Genomic DNA, 15,110 nt, shown 5'->3' on the forward strand with positions numbered 1-15,110 from the left:
TCCAATATTAATTTTAACGCCTCCACTCTTGCTTATTTTAATATTTCAGATTCAGTTTTTCGTCTTTCTATTTATAGATTTTGATTTAGGGTCTTGTCCTGAAATAAGTTTACATATTTGATATTGATCTATTTACAGACAAGGCATTTTCTGGTAATTGTATATGAACAAATTATGAAAACTCTTTGAGTGTACTACAGCCCATTCTTATGTTTGTTTCTTTTTTCATTCGCTGTTCAAATAAGAAATAAAAGTAACTCACTTAGAATTCTTTATTTATAGAGTTACACCTATATGTATGATGACAAATGACTAAAAATCGGTGCTTCAATTGGTAATGGTGGTTTATTGTCGATGGGAGGCTATCGTTATGGGTTTAACGGGAAGGAGAATGATAATGAGGTAAAGGGAGAGGGGAACCAGCAGGATTATGGAATGCGTATGTATGATCCGAGGATAGGGAAGTTTTTGAGTGTGGATCCTATAACTAAGAAGTATCCTGAATTAACGCCATATCAATTTGCTAGTAATACTCCAATACAGGCAATCGATTTATATGGGTTAGAAAGTGCAGGATGGGAATTATCATCGGTTAAATCGAAATTGTTTCTACAAGTTAATAATGAAATACTTATTGAAAGTTATCAAATGAACACTTGGAATAAGAGCCTGCAACAAATGTTTATTCCATCAGAATCTTGCCAATCTTGCAATGAAGAGCGTACAAGGGCTATAAACCATAGTATTCGGTTGAATACATTAAGGACGATAATGGGGCCTGTTGGAGGAGGAGGACCTAACTATGGGCAGGGTGCTGTTAATGATCCTATATTTAAAGGAATTGCAACTGGCATATTAGCCGGACCGCTAGCCTTCCCAAGCGGAACAGCGAGCCTTACTGCATTGGTTGCTACTAATACATTGAGAAGTGGTATAGGTGGAGTAGTTGCCGATGGGGCAGTTCAATCAACTTTTCAATTAATTAATACCGGCGAAATACGTTTAGATAGATTTAATTATACAAGTATGTCTGCAAACTTAGTATTTTCAAATCCGTTATTAACTGCTGCTATTGGTTCAGCAGCGGAGTATACTCAAGAAAGTGGATTTTCAAATTCTTTATTAGGTAATAAAACTATATCTCGCTGGGGATTTGAAACTTTTGTTGGAGGAAGTTTAAATGTTGCCGCCGGTAAAGGCGCAAATGCACTAACACCTCATTTTGGAGAGGTGGGTGGAAATGCTACCTCATTCTTTTTTGGTACTTCACTTGGTAATATGCTAATTAATCTTAATGATCAAAAAAAAGCTAATGATGCTCTCAAAGAAGATAAATGAGTTGAGGAGATATGAGAAGTTTGGGATGGTGATTTTAGCACTGATGTTCTCTACCTGTGGTTTCTGGTTGGGAAACCAGAGGGAAAACAGACTTTATAAGAATGGATATTGGACAACAGGTATCATTATTGAACGGGGATGGGATTATAGAGGGAGGTTGGCATTTAACTATGAATTCTATGTTGATGGTAAAAAGTACAGAAATCAAGCTTCAGGTATTGGGATTCGGCCTGACACTTATCGACAGTTTATTGGCAAATCTCTACCGGTTATATATAATTCAAAGGATCCTTCGGAAAACAAAATGATGATACGCCCAAGTGATTTCACTTCTTACGAACTGGAAATACCTGATAGTTTATTTTGGATTTTAAATTGTGTAGACAAATAAATTATAAAACGGTACATTTTAGGTCTGATCTTGCCGCAGGAATAAACATTTGTCTTCGATTTTTAAGAGAAAAATTCAGTTTACATATCAAAGCAAGGTTGAACATTCCAAACTTTCTTTGATATGTAAGATTTTACAGCAATGCTGCAAGGATACCAAATTACATTACATACAATCTGGTAGGTCTATGCAAAATGCATACATATTCATTGATAGTATTCCGGAAATTATTTGTTATGGAGCCAATAATCTGAATTTTAATCAATCTATTTTGGCTTTTTACAATGTATCAGATTCTCTTCTTACACTTAATGTTTTGAAATATTAAATTGGAACTGCAACAATAATATGGACGTTCAGTTAAGCTCCAATGTTTTTTTGTTTAAAAATGTTGCATTAAAGAGAATAAAGAATATGCCGATATGAATAATAGTACAGGTGCATTTGATAAATTAATGGCTATTGAAGCAGGTACAACGAAAGACAAAAAGAAATAAATAATATGAGAGTACAAAATAGAAAATTTGTTTTATTAATTCTTATACTATTAAATGCTGCTTGCTCTAATATGAACAAAGTGCGGATAGAAAAGAAAGTCATTGATGGAAAGAACATTTTAATTAAGCAGATTTTTGATGAAAACAATAAGCTGGATGAGGAATATACAATGAATATGGATTCCGTTTTTTATGGAAGGTATAGTAAATTTTATCCGGATGGGAAATTACAAACTACAGGGTTTTACACTGATGCGGAAAAAGATAGCACATGGATTTATTATTTTAGAAATGGAAATATTCGAGAACAACAAAACTGGTTTATTCACAATAGGTTTGGAGAACAGAAATTGTATTATGAAAATGGAGTAATTAGAAGTTTTGAATTCCTAAATCTAAGTGGAGGGAGACTTTTTTTAGTAAATTATGATTCGACTGGACAAATTGTAAAATGGGAAGGTGCGCCTATTTATATCGCTTATAATTCATCTAGTTTGAAGGCTGGGGATGAGTTTCAAATGTACTGTTTTGTGGGGGGTCCTGAGGGGGTTTCTTTTAAGGTTAGGGTACAGGAGAATAAAGAAGAGGTACCTAATAAAATATCTTCAAAGGAATATTCAATGGAAGAAATTCATAATCTACCATATGCTAAAAAAGTTTCATTGGAAAAAAGGTATAAAGAAAAAGGTAGATACCTTGTAACAATCATTGTTGATTATTACAATGATAAAATAAATAGATCAGATTCAAGTTCCATAGATTTGAGCATTGATTGAACTCTTTAATAGTCTAAAAGAGTAATGTATTATTAAGCAAACTTGCCTAATTCTGAAAGTCCTTTGAGTACGATTGTATTAGAAAGAACTTCCCTGTTCTCAAAAAAATAAATGTATTAGAAAATGAAATCTATATTAATGTTGTCATTTTTTCTATTTATTTATAATAAGGAATATAAATGTTTAGATGATGGTTTGCAGGATATAATTTCGCAACGACTGAACTGTAGAAGTCTTAGTTATGACGTTGAAAGAATCAATAATGGATTTCTTTACGTTTTACCTCAAAAGAATGTAAAGATTTATTTATCTAATAATCCTTCGAAAGACTTTATTCAAATTGATGACAACAAAATGCCAATTACCAGGAATACAAATTTTCGGGATGTGATATATGAACTTCAGGATATCAGGAAGTTTAAGTATTTAGGTAAAAAGTATTATTTATTCTCCATGAATCCAATGCTTGGTAAAAATGGACAAACAGTAAATATTATTATAAATGCAGCCACGAAGGGTAATGCCCATATTATATTTAATGAAGTGAATTATAATGATGATTTAGCTACCAGTATCGGAATTAATAAAGGTGAATTGTTCCTTTTGAATCAACAAATTGACTCTGTACATTATTTTGGACTTAAGGGTGGTCGATTTAAATATGATAAAAATAGATCGGTTAAGTGTAAATATGATAGTACCTATAAAGTCTGTGTACCAATTGGTTATTGCTGGTGAATGTTTATTGTAAACTAAACAGTTGGATTCCTATATCAGTTTGCAATTAATAGATAAAGTGATGGTATTGATATAGACGGAATTTATCGAGGTAATTGAAGAACGTACGAAATTCCACGATATTCAAATTAGTAATTTATTCTTAATGAGCGCCAGTTTAAAACATGGATCACTGCAAAGGCCGTAATATTTGTTGTAGTTAACCTTTCCTGGGTTATATCTTTCTTATATGAGAAATTTGACGGAAAGAGAATGTATCGTCAAATAAAGAATAATAAGAAAGTTTTTGTTTATGACACCTTTTATGGAGCCCTAAATCCTGCAATGTTTGTAAGTAAAGAACGAGATACTATTAAGCTGATTGAAACAGTGTTTAGCTCCGAGGCATTAAGAAGTAATATCGGAGGGGATGTAGACGGAATTGGCTGGGTTACGTATTCACGGTGCATTAAACGCATGCCTAAATTTAGTCCTAATCTGGTTCATGAAACGAAGAATAATGGACATCTGTTTTATTTAGCAAATTGGCATAGTTATGATTATTCTTTAATCAATGAGTTGCGATCTTTGAAAAAAAGAATTAGATAGTGTGTAAAAGGTTAATGTGATTGGGTTTGCAACCTGCGACAACTTATCATAGCACTAATTTTACAGTTTTTCCTTTTCCAGCATAATAAAAATGAGAAATATTTATAGACTTGTAGTCAGCACTTATGGAGAAGCTGAAAGTATAAAAGTGAATGGAAAGTTAGCTTTTATAAACTGCCCCTTTAAAAGAAGTCTTAAGATATATTCCTATCCAAAATGGAAATTTCGTAAAGGAAAATTTGCTAAAGTATTGAATAAATATAATATTACATGTATTGGTTGGTTAGAATATTCATTACCGAATATCTTGTTTAATTTATTGTTACGAAATCTTGAAAAGGCTGATTGTATTTGTTTCGGTTTTGCAGGATTGGATTATTCTACAATTGAAAAAGCTAAGCGATTACTATTGCAGCTTGAACCAAGTATTAATGATAAATTGATTTTGATTCTAGTTGAAGAAAAATCGATTGATGAGAAAGGATTGCTTGCTGGTTTCCCAATTTATGAAAACATATAAATAATGATATAATAGAGGTTGTCTATCATTGGGAGCCGCATTTGATAAATAGCAAACCCAGTCGATGACCGGGTTTGCTATTTATCAAATGTCTTTTTAGTTTTTTAGTACTTTATTACATTGTCAATGAGGAAAATGGAAGGCCTCAGAAGTGAACAGAAGGCCAGAGCTGGATTTTATACGGCTACAAATATTATTAATGAATCAATTAAATCAGGCCTTTTGGTTGATGTAGATGAATCATTTAGAACAGGACAAGGAAAAGCAGATTTGGTTAATTACGTGATGGATGGTACCATTCCATTATCTAAAGATTGGGATAAAGGTCTTTCTTCAAGCCAAATTGTAAGCAAAGCTCAGTATACATTACAGGTTATGTTTTTAGGTATACAGTTGGAGATTAGAAACCAGGTAACAATTAAACCTGACGCTGTAAAAGAATATAATAAAATAAGGGATATTTACAAAAAGAACGGAGGAGAATTAGAATATTGATAATTCTATTTTATTGTTTTGATTTAAGTGGACTATTAATTATTAGTCAAATCCACTAGTTTAAAGTTTGGGATTATTACTTTTCATATGCATAAATTCTTGTAATAATTTTCAGGCTAAACTTTCGAATTAATTTGATTATGAGTATAAATAATTACCGAAATTATCATGAATCAATTTTTGTTTACCGCTTTATCTGTTTTATTTTTTTTGACTATTTCTCAATGCCAGAATGCTGTTAAACCAGATCCTAGAATACAAACTGTTCATAAATTTTTGATGTTTTTGGAGCAGAAACAAGAGGATAGCTTAAGGAGATTAATTGCAATGGATCCAATAAATTTTGGGGTAGATAGTTTTATATTTCAAGATCAGTTAAACAAATTTGCGGTCTATTTTCAGAAATATGGAATTCCAGATCAATCTAAATTTCAAATAAGAAATGGGAAATTAGATGGAGAGACTATCGTTACAGTACCATTTGATCTATCAAAGGATACTAGCGCAGCAAAACCACGGCTTATTAGTTTGAAAATTGAATTGAGTTTTGCGGAATTATTTGGTTATGATAAAGTTGCATATTATTCAGTTTTGGATAAATATGAAATAGATACTACACCTATTATTCTGCCAGGAAAAAAACGTTAGGGAACAAGATATCATATAATTCAATTAATAATAGAATTTAGATCAGTTGAGTGTAAATTTGATAGTGCCTATTAGAAATCAAACCGGTAAATAATTGGAAAAGTTATGATTATAAGGTGCAAGAAGAAACAAAGGATAATTAGTAGATTTGGAATTTTAGAATATATTACCTCAATAAAAACAGTATATGTTTAACGAACGTCAGTTTAAAATATGGATCACTTCAATGGTGGTTATATTTGTTGTCGTTGGAATTACTTGGTATTCTTCTTATTTACATGAACGGTTTGATGGAAAGAAAATGTATCAACGAGTGAAGGATAATAAGAAGGTTTATGTTTATGATACTTACTATAAAACATTGAATCCTGCAATGTATGTAAGCAATAGTAGGGATACTAGTGCATTAATTGAATTTTATTCCAGATCAGAAAAGCAGGATAGGGGGGCGGTGATTAATTTTTCAATCAAATATTTATCATTCAGTAACCCAGTCTATCTGATGGATGACTATGCTTTAGATGATAAGTCACATGTAGTCGAAGTGATAGATATTGATACAGCAGCTTATAATTATCCTTATAAGAGAGGATTAGTTTATAAGGGAACTGTACATATAGATCCACCAAGAGATAGTTTGTTGATTGATTATGAGAAGTTTGTAAAATCAAGAGATACAGTTGGTTTTCCTTCCTGGAGAAGTCACTAGTTTTTAGAGGGGAATAATATTGGGCGTAGTCGTTAGGCTACGCTTTTTATTTTAAAATAGCTTGCAATTTAGATTTAGCAAGGAAAGCATCCAGGAGGGAGTAAATGCACTCTTTATCTTTATCAGGGAGTTCGTTAATCTCCGATTAGGCGTTGGTTATAGCTGCCAGACGTTTGAGTGTGCCTATAAAGTCTGTGTACCAATAGATTACAGGTGGTAGGGTATTATTTGCATGTTGATGCAGTAGATGAAAAAGGTAAGTCTATTGATTCAGAGAATAAGAAATATGTGCAAAAGAGTCACAGTGAGTTTTTAAGGAGATGGAACAATGCTTCCTGAAAATAGATCTAAAAAAAGGGAAGAATCTTCTGAAAAACCTAAAGGGTTTACAGGTCCAATTACCATAAACGCATCGGAAGAACCTGGTCTTTTTGAGTAGGCAGGAAATTAGTTGGAAAATAATACTCCACTAAGCAGCGAAGGTTATAAGATCGGGCAATGGATTAATGATGTTAGGCCAAAGTGGTACAATAAATATGGTTTAATATGAATAGAGTAAAATGCATAGGAGTAATAGCTTTTGTAGTTTTTATATTGTTTGGGTGTGAAAGCTCTCAGAAAGATATCTTTGATGTATTGAAAGACAGTATTTTAGATAGTAAAATCGAGCAGGTAAGAATTAATTTAGTCCTGAATGAGAAGTACAATTTAAAAGATACAGTTATTGAGGATGAAGGCGTTGAGTGGAAAGCTGTATTACTTAAGGAAAGAGGTAATAACAGGTTACTGGCTATTTTGGAGACGAATTGGGAAAATCAAACTGTAATTTCAAGAATTACGATTGTAGATGAAAGTATTGGTAAAGGTAATTACCGTGTAGGTAGCCAATTTAAAGAAGTAAAAGATAGCATTGATTCGACAAATTTGAATAATTCCCCAGATGGTGTCCTTGCTCTGACAAGTAAAAGGGATAAAAGAATTAACATTTTGCTGGATCTTCCAGAAACATCCCCATTAACTGAAGGTGTCAGCTCTCTAAATGAAATACCAGATAAGTTACAGATTAAAGAAATAGTATTTCTTAAATTGGATAACTAAAAATAGGATGCTCGGCGGTTTTGTTCTAAAATAGAAAGACTAAATCAAAATGATCATAAAAACTTCCATTTAGATCTTTTCAAGATTTTTTTGGCAAAAAAATAGGGCTGACTTTTTGGTCAGCCCCTTTATTTTCAGGTTTTCAATCGTATTAATAACCGTGATTCTGATCCAGCTTCAGATTCATATCTGTTTCGTATTTCGGAATCGGAAATACCACGTAATCGGAGCCGTAAGCCTGTTCATTCACAGTAGCATGTGCAGGGATATTTCTTCCGGTTCGCAGGAAATCCAGGATACCCTGACCTTCGAATGCCAGTTCAATCCTTCTTTCCAGGATTACAGCATTAATGAGCCCTTGTTTGGTGGCTGGAGCAGCGATAGGGGTAGCATTAGACCTGCTACGCACTAGGTTTACAAGTGCCACAGCGTCTGCATCTACAGCAGTGTTCAGATTAGCCAATGCTTCTGCCTTTGTTAACAGTACTTCGCTGTAACGCAGTACGGGTACCCAATCTGCCACGCCTACATATTTTGTAGACCATAAAGTACCAGGTGCGGGAGCATAAGTTCTTACCAGGTCTGTTCTGCGTTTATCGGTAGCCTCCATCAAGTTTACATAATCAGGGCTGATAGCGATATCGCCTCTGCCATCCGGAGAGTAATGCTGTCCTAATGCGTTGTTAGTATTAGGGTTATCGCCACCACTCATGCCAACTGAAAAAATGCTTTCATTGGTGGTAAAATTCCGGAAAGCAGTTGCCGGACCATCTGTGTTCATGGCATATTTTCCGGAAGTGATCAGTTTATTAGCATAGTCCAATGCTTTCTGGTAATCTCCCTTATAGAGATATAAACGCATCAGTAATCCCTGAGCAGCACCTTTAGTAGCTCTTGCCACATCTGCAAAAGCACGGGTGTTATTCGGGTAATTCAGGGCGGCTTCTGCCTCCAGGAGGTCTTTTTCAATCTGATTATATACTTCTGCTACAGTATTCCTGGGAACCTGATTAGAAGCAGAAAACGGATCATCCGAAGCAGTGAGTATCAGAGGTACACCGAGGTGACTGGCACCGGAAGTGAATTTATATGGTTGCGCCCAGAGGTTTACCAGGTAGAAATATACCAGGGAACGGATAAACTTTCCTTCAGCAGTATACTGAGCGGCCTGTGCATCGGACACTTTACCCGGGTTGGCAGCCAGGTTTTTCAGGAAAACGTTTACCTCGTAAATTGTACGGTAAGCACCTCTCCAGGCATCGTTAACGTACGAATTAGTAGATAACAAGGTGTTAAATTTAGGTACGTCGCCGAAATATGCCGGAACACCAGCGTCTATACCTCTAATGTCTGCATAGACCAATACTCTTCCTCCGAAGAAGTTAGCATTTTGCAGCTGGTCGTACATACCAGTGGCAGCTTTACTGATTTTATCGGGTGTGCTGAATGCATCAGCCGGGGAAAGGTATGCATAGGGTTCCTTAAAAATTTGTTTTTCACAGGAACCTAAAGTCAGCATGCATCCAACCATGCCTATATTAAATAATAATCTCATCTTTTTCATGTGTTCTGATTGAAACAAGTTTTTAGAAACCAACATTTAAGCCCAGGGTATAAGTTTTTGGCTGCGGTACGCCGCGGCTATCCACTGCTGTTGCAATATTGGTGTTGTTACGGTTGTAGTTAACTTCAGGATCAATTCCGGAATAACCAGTGATTGTGAAGGCATTATATACCTGGCCATATACTTTCAGGTTATTGAAGCCCAGTCTGGTGAATACAGGTTGTCTGAATGTATATCCGAGACTTATAGTGCGGGCACGCAGGAAATCACCTTTCTCCAGAAAACGGGTAGAAGTCTGGTTCCCTGTGTTATCCATCATATACAGTTTTGGCACATTGGTATTCTGACCTGCGGAAGTCCATCTGTCGAGGATTTCAGTTAAGTTGTTCTGGAAGCTATTGCTCAACATACCTGCACGGGTAGAATTATAAATGTAGTAGCCACCGGTGTATACCAATGAAATGCCCAGCTCGAAGTTTTTATAACTGAAATTGTTATCCCAACCACCATAATATTTTGGCATTCCGGTTTTGCCAGTGTAAACAGCATCACCACCACCAATAGCAGTAGTTACTTTTCCTTCAGCATCATACCATTTTTGAGCTACGGGGTCATAGGATTTTACATTACCATCACTTGTCAGGAACCTGGAATTACCATTTGCAGGATCTACACCAGCCCAACGAACTAGTTTATATTCGCCTAGTGGTTTACCAACACTTGCCCTACCTGGATTAAAGTTAGGATCAAGCAGGTCTGAGTTATTAACAAGTGCTTTGATATTATTTTTAATTGCAGTGAAATTCAAAGAGCTGGTCCAGTTGAAATTCTTAAGGCTTAATACCGTTGCATTAACAGTAAACTCAAAACCATTATTGCTCATAGCGCCAATATTCGTATATACAGAAGCATTTGGTATACCTACTGTGTATAATACCGGTGCATCAAGCAACAAACCATTGATATTATTCTTAAAGTATTCTGCTACGATACCGATACGATCTTTGAAGAGATGTATATCAAGCGCAACATCGGTCTTCTGAGAAGTTTCCCATTTCAGGGTAGAGATACCAGCCTGAGAAGTGGCAAAACCATTCTGGGAAGCATATAATCCACCGCCATACAGGGTACGGGAAGCATAAGGATCGATACCATTCATATTACCAACCCTACCATAGCTCCCGCGTATTTTCAGGTAGCTGATAACAGGAATGCTTTTCATAAAGTTTTCCTCACTTACAACCCAGCCAGCAGAAATTGACGGGAATTTACCCCAGCGTGAATCAATACCAAAACCAGAGTAAGCATCGGTACGATATGCGCCTTCAATCATGTACCTGTTACGGAAGGTATAGCCGATACGGCCGAAATAAGATTGGATTCCCCATGATTTCAGGTCTCCGCCAGACCACAGTGACGTTTCTCCTCCGATAATTCCAGTATAGGTATTATCAATAAGAGTTTGATAGAAAGGATCTGCAAAATCGTTACCACCAGCAAAGGTTTGCTGTTCCTTATTGAATTGTGATTCTTCACCTACAGTAAGAGATACACGATGTGCATCTGCAAAAGTGCGGTCATAGGTGGCAAAGTTCTGCCATACCCATTGGTTATTAGTTCTGAAATAGTCCTGTACCATGCCATTATATGCACTACCCAAACCATTAATATATGGACTGCTGTACTGATCTTCAAAGTTGCTAAGGTAATTTACTCCAATCTTGGTAGTCAGTTTCAATCCGGAAACAGGAGAGACTTCCATGTAGGCATTACCCGTCATATTCTGCGGCGTATTTTCATTCCGTTGCATAGCAATACCTGCATATACATTGGAAATATTATTGGAAACAAGTTTGGTACCGTTTACGGTGGTCACGTTATTTCCCAGACCTAATAAGCCGTTAGAAGTCAGATTAAAACCAGTTGTATTGTTCGGATCATATAATGCCACATTAGGAAATGCATTCATACCAGAAACACCAACACCTGCTAAATAACGATCACTCAATACTCCTTTGTTGAATGTTTTAGCATAACCTACATTAATTCCGGCTTTCAACCACTTGGTAGGTGTAACGTCCATGTTCACACGTACCTGGCCGGTTTTCATTTGGTTGCCAAAGACGATACCTTGTTGATCAACGTATCTGGCAGAGGCATAGTAAGTAGCTTTTTCACTACCGCCAGAAAGTGATACTGCATTATCATGTGCGAAACCGGTTCTATACAAAGCTTTCATCCAATTTGTCTCGTCTGGTTTTCCGTCGCCATCCAGGTCAGTGTCTTTTGCGATGATTACATTGTTACCAAATTTATTCGCAGCATTAGCAATCTTTTCATTATTGATCATTGTAAACTGTTGTGCATTCAGCAAGCTTGGTAGTTTAGTAGCCTGACTCCAGTTTACTTTAGAATCAAATGAAATTTTTGCAGTTCCTTGTTTACCTTTTTTGGTGGTTATCAATACAACTCCATTTGCTGCTCTGGAGCCATATAATACAGCAGCAGCAGCATCTTTTAAAACATCAATAGACTGGATATCATTCGGATTCATCATAGATAATGGATTAAAACGCGTTCCATTACCGCTATTCATAAGATTCAGATTTTCTTCCGGAATCATGGGTACTCCATCGATTACAAATAAAGGTAAAGCACTTCCGGAGATAGAGTTTACACCACGTACTCTAACAGAAATACCATCACCCAATAGGCCACCGCTGGAGGTTACCTGCACACCGGCCAGTTTACCGGAAAGCGCCTGATCGAAGCTCACATTAGCTTCTGCAGCGAGTTTATTTCCTTTTATCACCCCAACTGATCCAGTGAGATCTTTAATTTGTCTGGTTCCATAACCTACCACCACCACTTCTTCGAGTGCACGGCGATCTGTTTCCAGAGAAACATTAAAGCTTGTCCGGTTATTAGTACTTATCTGCTGTTCGATATAACCAACAAAGCTAAATACCAGCACTTCATTTTTAGTTAGCTTTAATGTAAACTTACCACTTTGGTCCGTGCTGGTCCCCAGTGCTGTGCCCTTAATGTGCACAATTACCCCGGGCATAGGAGAATTGCCTTCTTTTGATGTTACAATACCGCTTATGGTACGATCCTGTGCTATTGTATGAAATACAATTAGCAACAGGGGTAACAAAAATTGTAGTGTTTTTTTCATAAATAAAAATTGAGCTTAACTTTAGTTGATAAAATATTTAGGATTCCTTATTATGTTTAAATAACACGCAATAAATAGCCGTTAGTCACCAAACCGGTAACTACATTGATTCCATAAGCATACCTTGCAAGTGCAGGAAAAACTGATTGTTTTATTTAAAGTCTATTATTTATCTGCATAATCAGATCTTGGTGTAAAAGTTTAATTTATTATATAATCATAGCGATTCTCATAGCCTTACAGGCTATTCAAGGGTTCCTCTCATTTTCAATAACAGCAAAAACATCTCATAGTCCCCCTTGGGGTAACCAGAATAATTTCATAAGCAAACACTTTTTGTTATGACGAATATGTATTCATCCCATTTATGAGAATAGCTTTGTTTTTGGTACTTCCAGATTTTGGTTTAAATAAATCATTGAATGCTGTTTTGCATTTTAATACAAGTAATTGAAATACGCCATTCACCAGCATGGCATTAAGCTGGCGCTGTACAAAGTACAGGAACATATTTCGTAGTTAACATTGACGTTGTAAAGTATAGTAATCTATTGTATGAAATACTTCCTAAGCAAAAACCTCTAGTAAAACATTGAAATTCATAATTAATTGAGTAACAGATTATCTATAGTTGACAGCAGCTCAGATTTTAGTTCTTTGGTTTAGATTTCAGTTTATTAATACAAATGCAATATAAACGATTCGTCTGAATTAAACAAATACCACTTAGGTGGCATAAACAAAGCCAGAATCAAAAATGACACCTTTTATCATATATGACTATACGTAAATCCAGGCAATACCGCTTTATGGTTTCATAACCTTATCTGGATTTACAAATACCAGTAATACAGACAATTCTCTTTTAAGAACTTATAATCAAGCCTTTGCTGGTATTTTGGAGATATTGGACAGCCAGGAAAGGAAGGAAGTATACGGACTTGCCATTTGCAAATATGAGAATTCAGGAAATCTATATAGATTTAGCAGCGATAAAAATTGGGAGTCGCCTCAGGATGGACCTTATGGTACTGTTGAAGATGCAATTAGATTGCTCCCAGACCAATATAAAAATGTTGAAGCTGATTGGCAAGAAATCTAATAATTTGTGAAATAAAAATCTGAATCAAATAGAATTTAAATAATGGAATGTATCGTACAACTAACATCTATGAGTTGGGAGAGTATCACTTCTTTCTTTGTGTTATGTTTTTTAATAGGGGTTGTCTTTATAGTAGGGATATTTATCATGGTATTTAGGAAAACAAAAAAGTCTGCAGCAACAAAGATTATTATGGGCTTAGGTATTACTGTGCTGGTAAGCATTTTACTTTTTTTTATAATTCTCTATGCATGGATTGGTTTTTAATCTGAACAGAATCCCTTTTATAGAATTTTTAAACCTCAACCCAAACCTATTAACTATGAAATATTATGAGACTATACCTGAACATTGATAAACCTCTGGAAGTAGTGGCAGAAATTGTTTTTAAGAAAGCCTTTGGTATTTCGGTTATCGACGAGGGCGATAGTTTGAATGTAGTAGGTGGAATTTATTACAGAGTAACGTTTTTGGGTGTCGACTTACGATTAGAGCCAAACGATTTCGAATGCAATGATTTGTATAATTATGTATTGTTTATCAGATATAACCCAGTTGGTGGATTACGTGTGAATGAAACAGATATCAGGCATATTGCAATATCAGTATTAAGTTGTTGGCCTATCAAAATTTGAGGATAGGATATGAAGATAAATACAAAGTTTTGAAGGAGTATAATATTGCAAAAGTAAGGACTAATGCATTCTAACGATTATTCTCAGTTTTTTGTTATTTTAAGCATGAATATGAAATTATTAAGTGGATTTAATGACAGTGCCTTAGCTGTCATTTTTATATTGTATTTTCTGTTAGTATTTATTGTTTTTCTTCCAACATGGTTAATAATAAGGCATTTTTTTAAAAATGCCGTTAAAGGAAAGAAGACACTTACAGCTTTAGGGGTACTAATATTTTGTATAGTTATCGTTTATCTGGGATTAATGTTGAATTATAAAATAACACATAAAGGCATATTTGAGTAATGAATGACATTCACAAATATGAATAATTAACAGATAATGGTACATAAATTTACTCTGCTAAAAGGCATAAATGGAATTGCAATTTTTCTGGATATTGATGAATTAGTTAATGCTGAATTAGGAACTGGCTGTATCTATTTATCTGAGCAAATCTATATTAAACTAGAAGATGAAATTATTTTTTTAAGTATTGAAGAATTAGATAAATATATCAAGCCGGCAATTTCAGAATTATCGATGGAAATACTGAGGAAAAGGCCAAACATGAAAATTTGCTTGCACATTAAATCTGTAGTAACGAACCCTATATACTTTCAGGAAGAAGGCTTGTACTATGCTATGTTGGGCTGGTTATCAGTCTATTATAATATTGAATTACCCTCTATAGTATCCTGGTACAATAAAGAAAAGAGAAAGTTTGAATTTGAGCCCATAAGAAAGTTTTAATTTCAAAACATATTGTCATTTCGACTATTGTAAAGAAT

Annotated in this window: 15 protein-coding genes; 13 read left to right on the forward strand and 2 right to left on the reverse strand. The window is 35.0% G+C overall.

What is annotated here, in order from left to right; genetic code table 11:
• Positions 1-354: 354 nt before the first annotated feature.
• The 10 genes from DVR12_RS26880 (at position 355) to DVR12_RS26930 (ending at position 7,798) form a co-directional block, all read left to right on the forward strand.
• On the forward strand, positions 355-1,338 hold the full coding sequence (locus tag DVR12_RS26880) for an RHS repeat domain-containing protein (RefSeq protein WP_116978913.1): 984 nt from the start codon (positions 355-357) through the stop codon (positions 1,336-1,338).
• A complete protein-coding gene (locus tag DVR12_RS26885) occupies positions 1,295-1,729 on the forward strand; it encodes a hypothetical protein (protein WP_147323550.1) in 435 nt (144 codons plus the stop codon). Before DVR12_RS26880 ends, DVR12_RS26885 begins: the two co-directional genes overlap by 44 nt.
• Before the next feature lie 502 nt (positions 1,730-2,231).
• Positions 2,232-3,002 carry a toxin-antitoxin system YwqK family antitoxin gene (locus DVR12_RS26890; protein WP_116978915.1) on the forward strand — a complete coding sequence of 257 codons (771 nt, stop codon included), beginning with the start codon at positions 2,232-2,234 and terminating at the stop codon, positions 3,000-3,002.
• A gap of 123 nt (positions 3,003-3,125) precedes the next feature.
• Positions 3,126-3,740 carry a hypothetical protein gene (locus DVR12_RS26895; protein WP_147323551.1) on the forward strand — a complete coding sequence of 205 codons (615 nt, stop codon included), beginning with the start codon at positions 3,126-3,128 and terminating at the stop codon, positions 3,738-3,740.
• 252 nt (positions 3,741-3,992) lie between these two features.
• Positions 3,993-4,328, forward strand: a complete 336-nt coding sequence (locus DVR12_RS26900) for a hypothetical protein (RefSeq protein ID WP_116978917.1) — start codon at positions 3,993-3,995, stop codon at positions 4,326-4,328.
• A gap of 91 nt (positions 4,329-4,419) precedes the next feature.
• Complete coding sequence (locus DVR12_RS26905) at positions 4,420-4,848, forward strand: hypothetical protein (RefSeq protein ID WP_116978918.1); 429 nt, start codon at positions 4,420-4,422, stop codon at positions 4,846-4,848.
• A 126-nt stretch (positions 4,849-4,974) separates the two neighbouring features.
• Positions 4,975-5,343, forward strand: a complete 369-nt coding sequence (locus tag DVR12_RS26910) for a hypothetical protein (protein ID WP_147323552.1) — start codon at positions 4,975-4,977, stop codon at positions 5,341-5,343.
• 168 nt (positions 5,344-5,511) lie between these two features.
• Positions 5,512-5,991, forward strand: a complete 480-nt coding sequence (locus DVR12_RS26915) for a hypothetical protein (RefSeq protein ID WP_116978920.1) — start codon at positions 5,512-5,514, stop codon at positions 5,989-5,991.
• Positions 5,992-6,178: 187 nt separating this feature from the next.
• Complete coding sequence (locus DVR12_RS26920; protein ID WP_116978921.1) at positions 6,179-6,700, forward strand: hypothetical protein; 522 nt, start codon at positions 6,179-6,181, stop codon at positions 6,698-6,700.
• 546 nt (positions 6,701-7,246) lie between these two features.
• Complete coding sequence (locus DVR12_RS26930) at positions 7,247-7,798, forward strand: hypothetical protein (protein ID WP_116978922.1); 552 nt, start codon at positions 7,247-7,249, stop codon at positions 7,796-7,798.
• A gap of 151 nt (positions 7,799-7,949) precedes the next feature.
• On the opposite strand, the gene DVR12_RS26935 is transcribed toward DVR12_RS26930, so the two are convergent.
• Both DVR12_RS26935 and DVR12_RS26940 read right to left on the reverse strand, forming a co-directional pair.
• On the reverse strand, positions 7,950-9,362 hold the full coding sequence (locus tag DVR12_RS26935; protein WP_158563387.1) for a RagB/SusD family nutrient uptake outer membrane protein: 1,413 nt from the start codon (positions 9,360-9,362) through the stop codon (positions 7,950-7,952).
• Positions 9,363-9,384: 22 nt separating this feature from the next.
• On the reverse strand, positions 9,385-12,540 hold the full coding sequence (locus DVR12_RS26940) for a SusC/RagA family TonB-linked outer membrane protein (protein WP_116978924.1): 3,156 nt from the start codon (positions 12,538-12,540) through the stop codon (positions 9,385-9,387).
• Positions 12,541-13,438: 898 nt separating this feature from the next.
• Between DVR12_RS26940 and DVR12_RS26945 the strand changes: the two genes are divergently transcribed.
• From DVR12_RS26945 to DVR12_RS26965, 3 genes are all read left to right on the forward strand, one after another.
• On the forward strand, positions 13,439-13,642 hold the full coding sequence (locus DVR12_RS26945; RefSeq protein WP_116978925.1) for a hypothetical protein: 204 nt from the start codon (positions 13,439-13,441) through the stop codon (positions 13,640-13,642).
• Between the two features lie 332 nt (positions 13,643-13,974).
• The gene (locus tag DVR12_RS26955) at positions 13,975-14,277 is read left to right on the forward strand and encodes a hypothetical protein (protein ID WP_116978927.1); all 303 of its coding nucleotides are present in this window, start codon (positions 13,975-13,977) and stop codon (positions 14,275-14,277) included.
• 384 nt (positions 14,278-14,661) lie between these two features.
• On the forward strand, positions 14,662-15,072 hold the full coding sequence (locus tag DVR12_RS26965) for a hypothetical protein (RefSeq protein WP_116978929.1): 411 nt from the start codon (positions 14,662-14,664) through the stop codon (positions 15,070-15,072).
• The last annotated feature ends 38 nt before the right edge of the window (positions 15,073-15,110 follow it).

The organism is Chitinophaga silvatica (genome assembly GCF_003419895.1).
Taxonomy (GTDB): Bacteria; Bacteroidota; Bacteroidia; order Chitinophagales; family Chitinophagaceae; genus Chitinophaga; species Chitinophaga silvatica.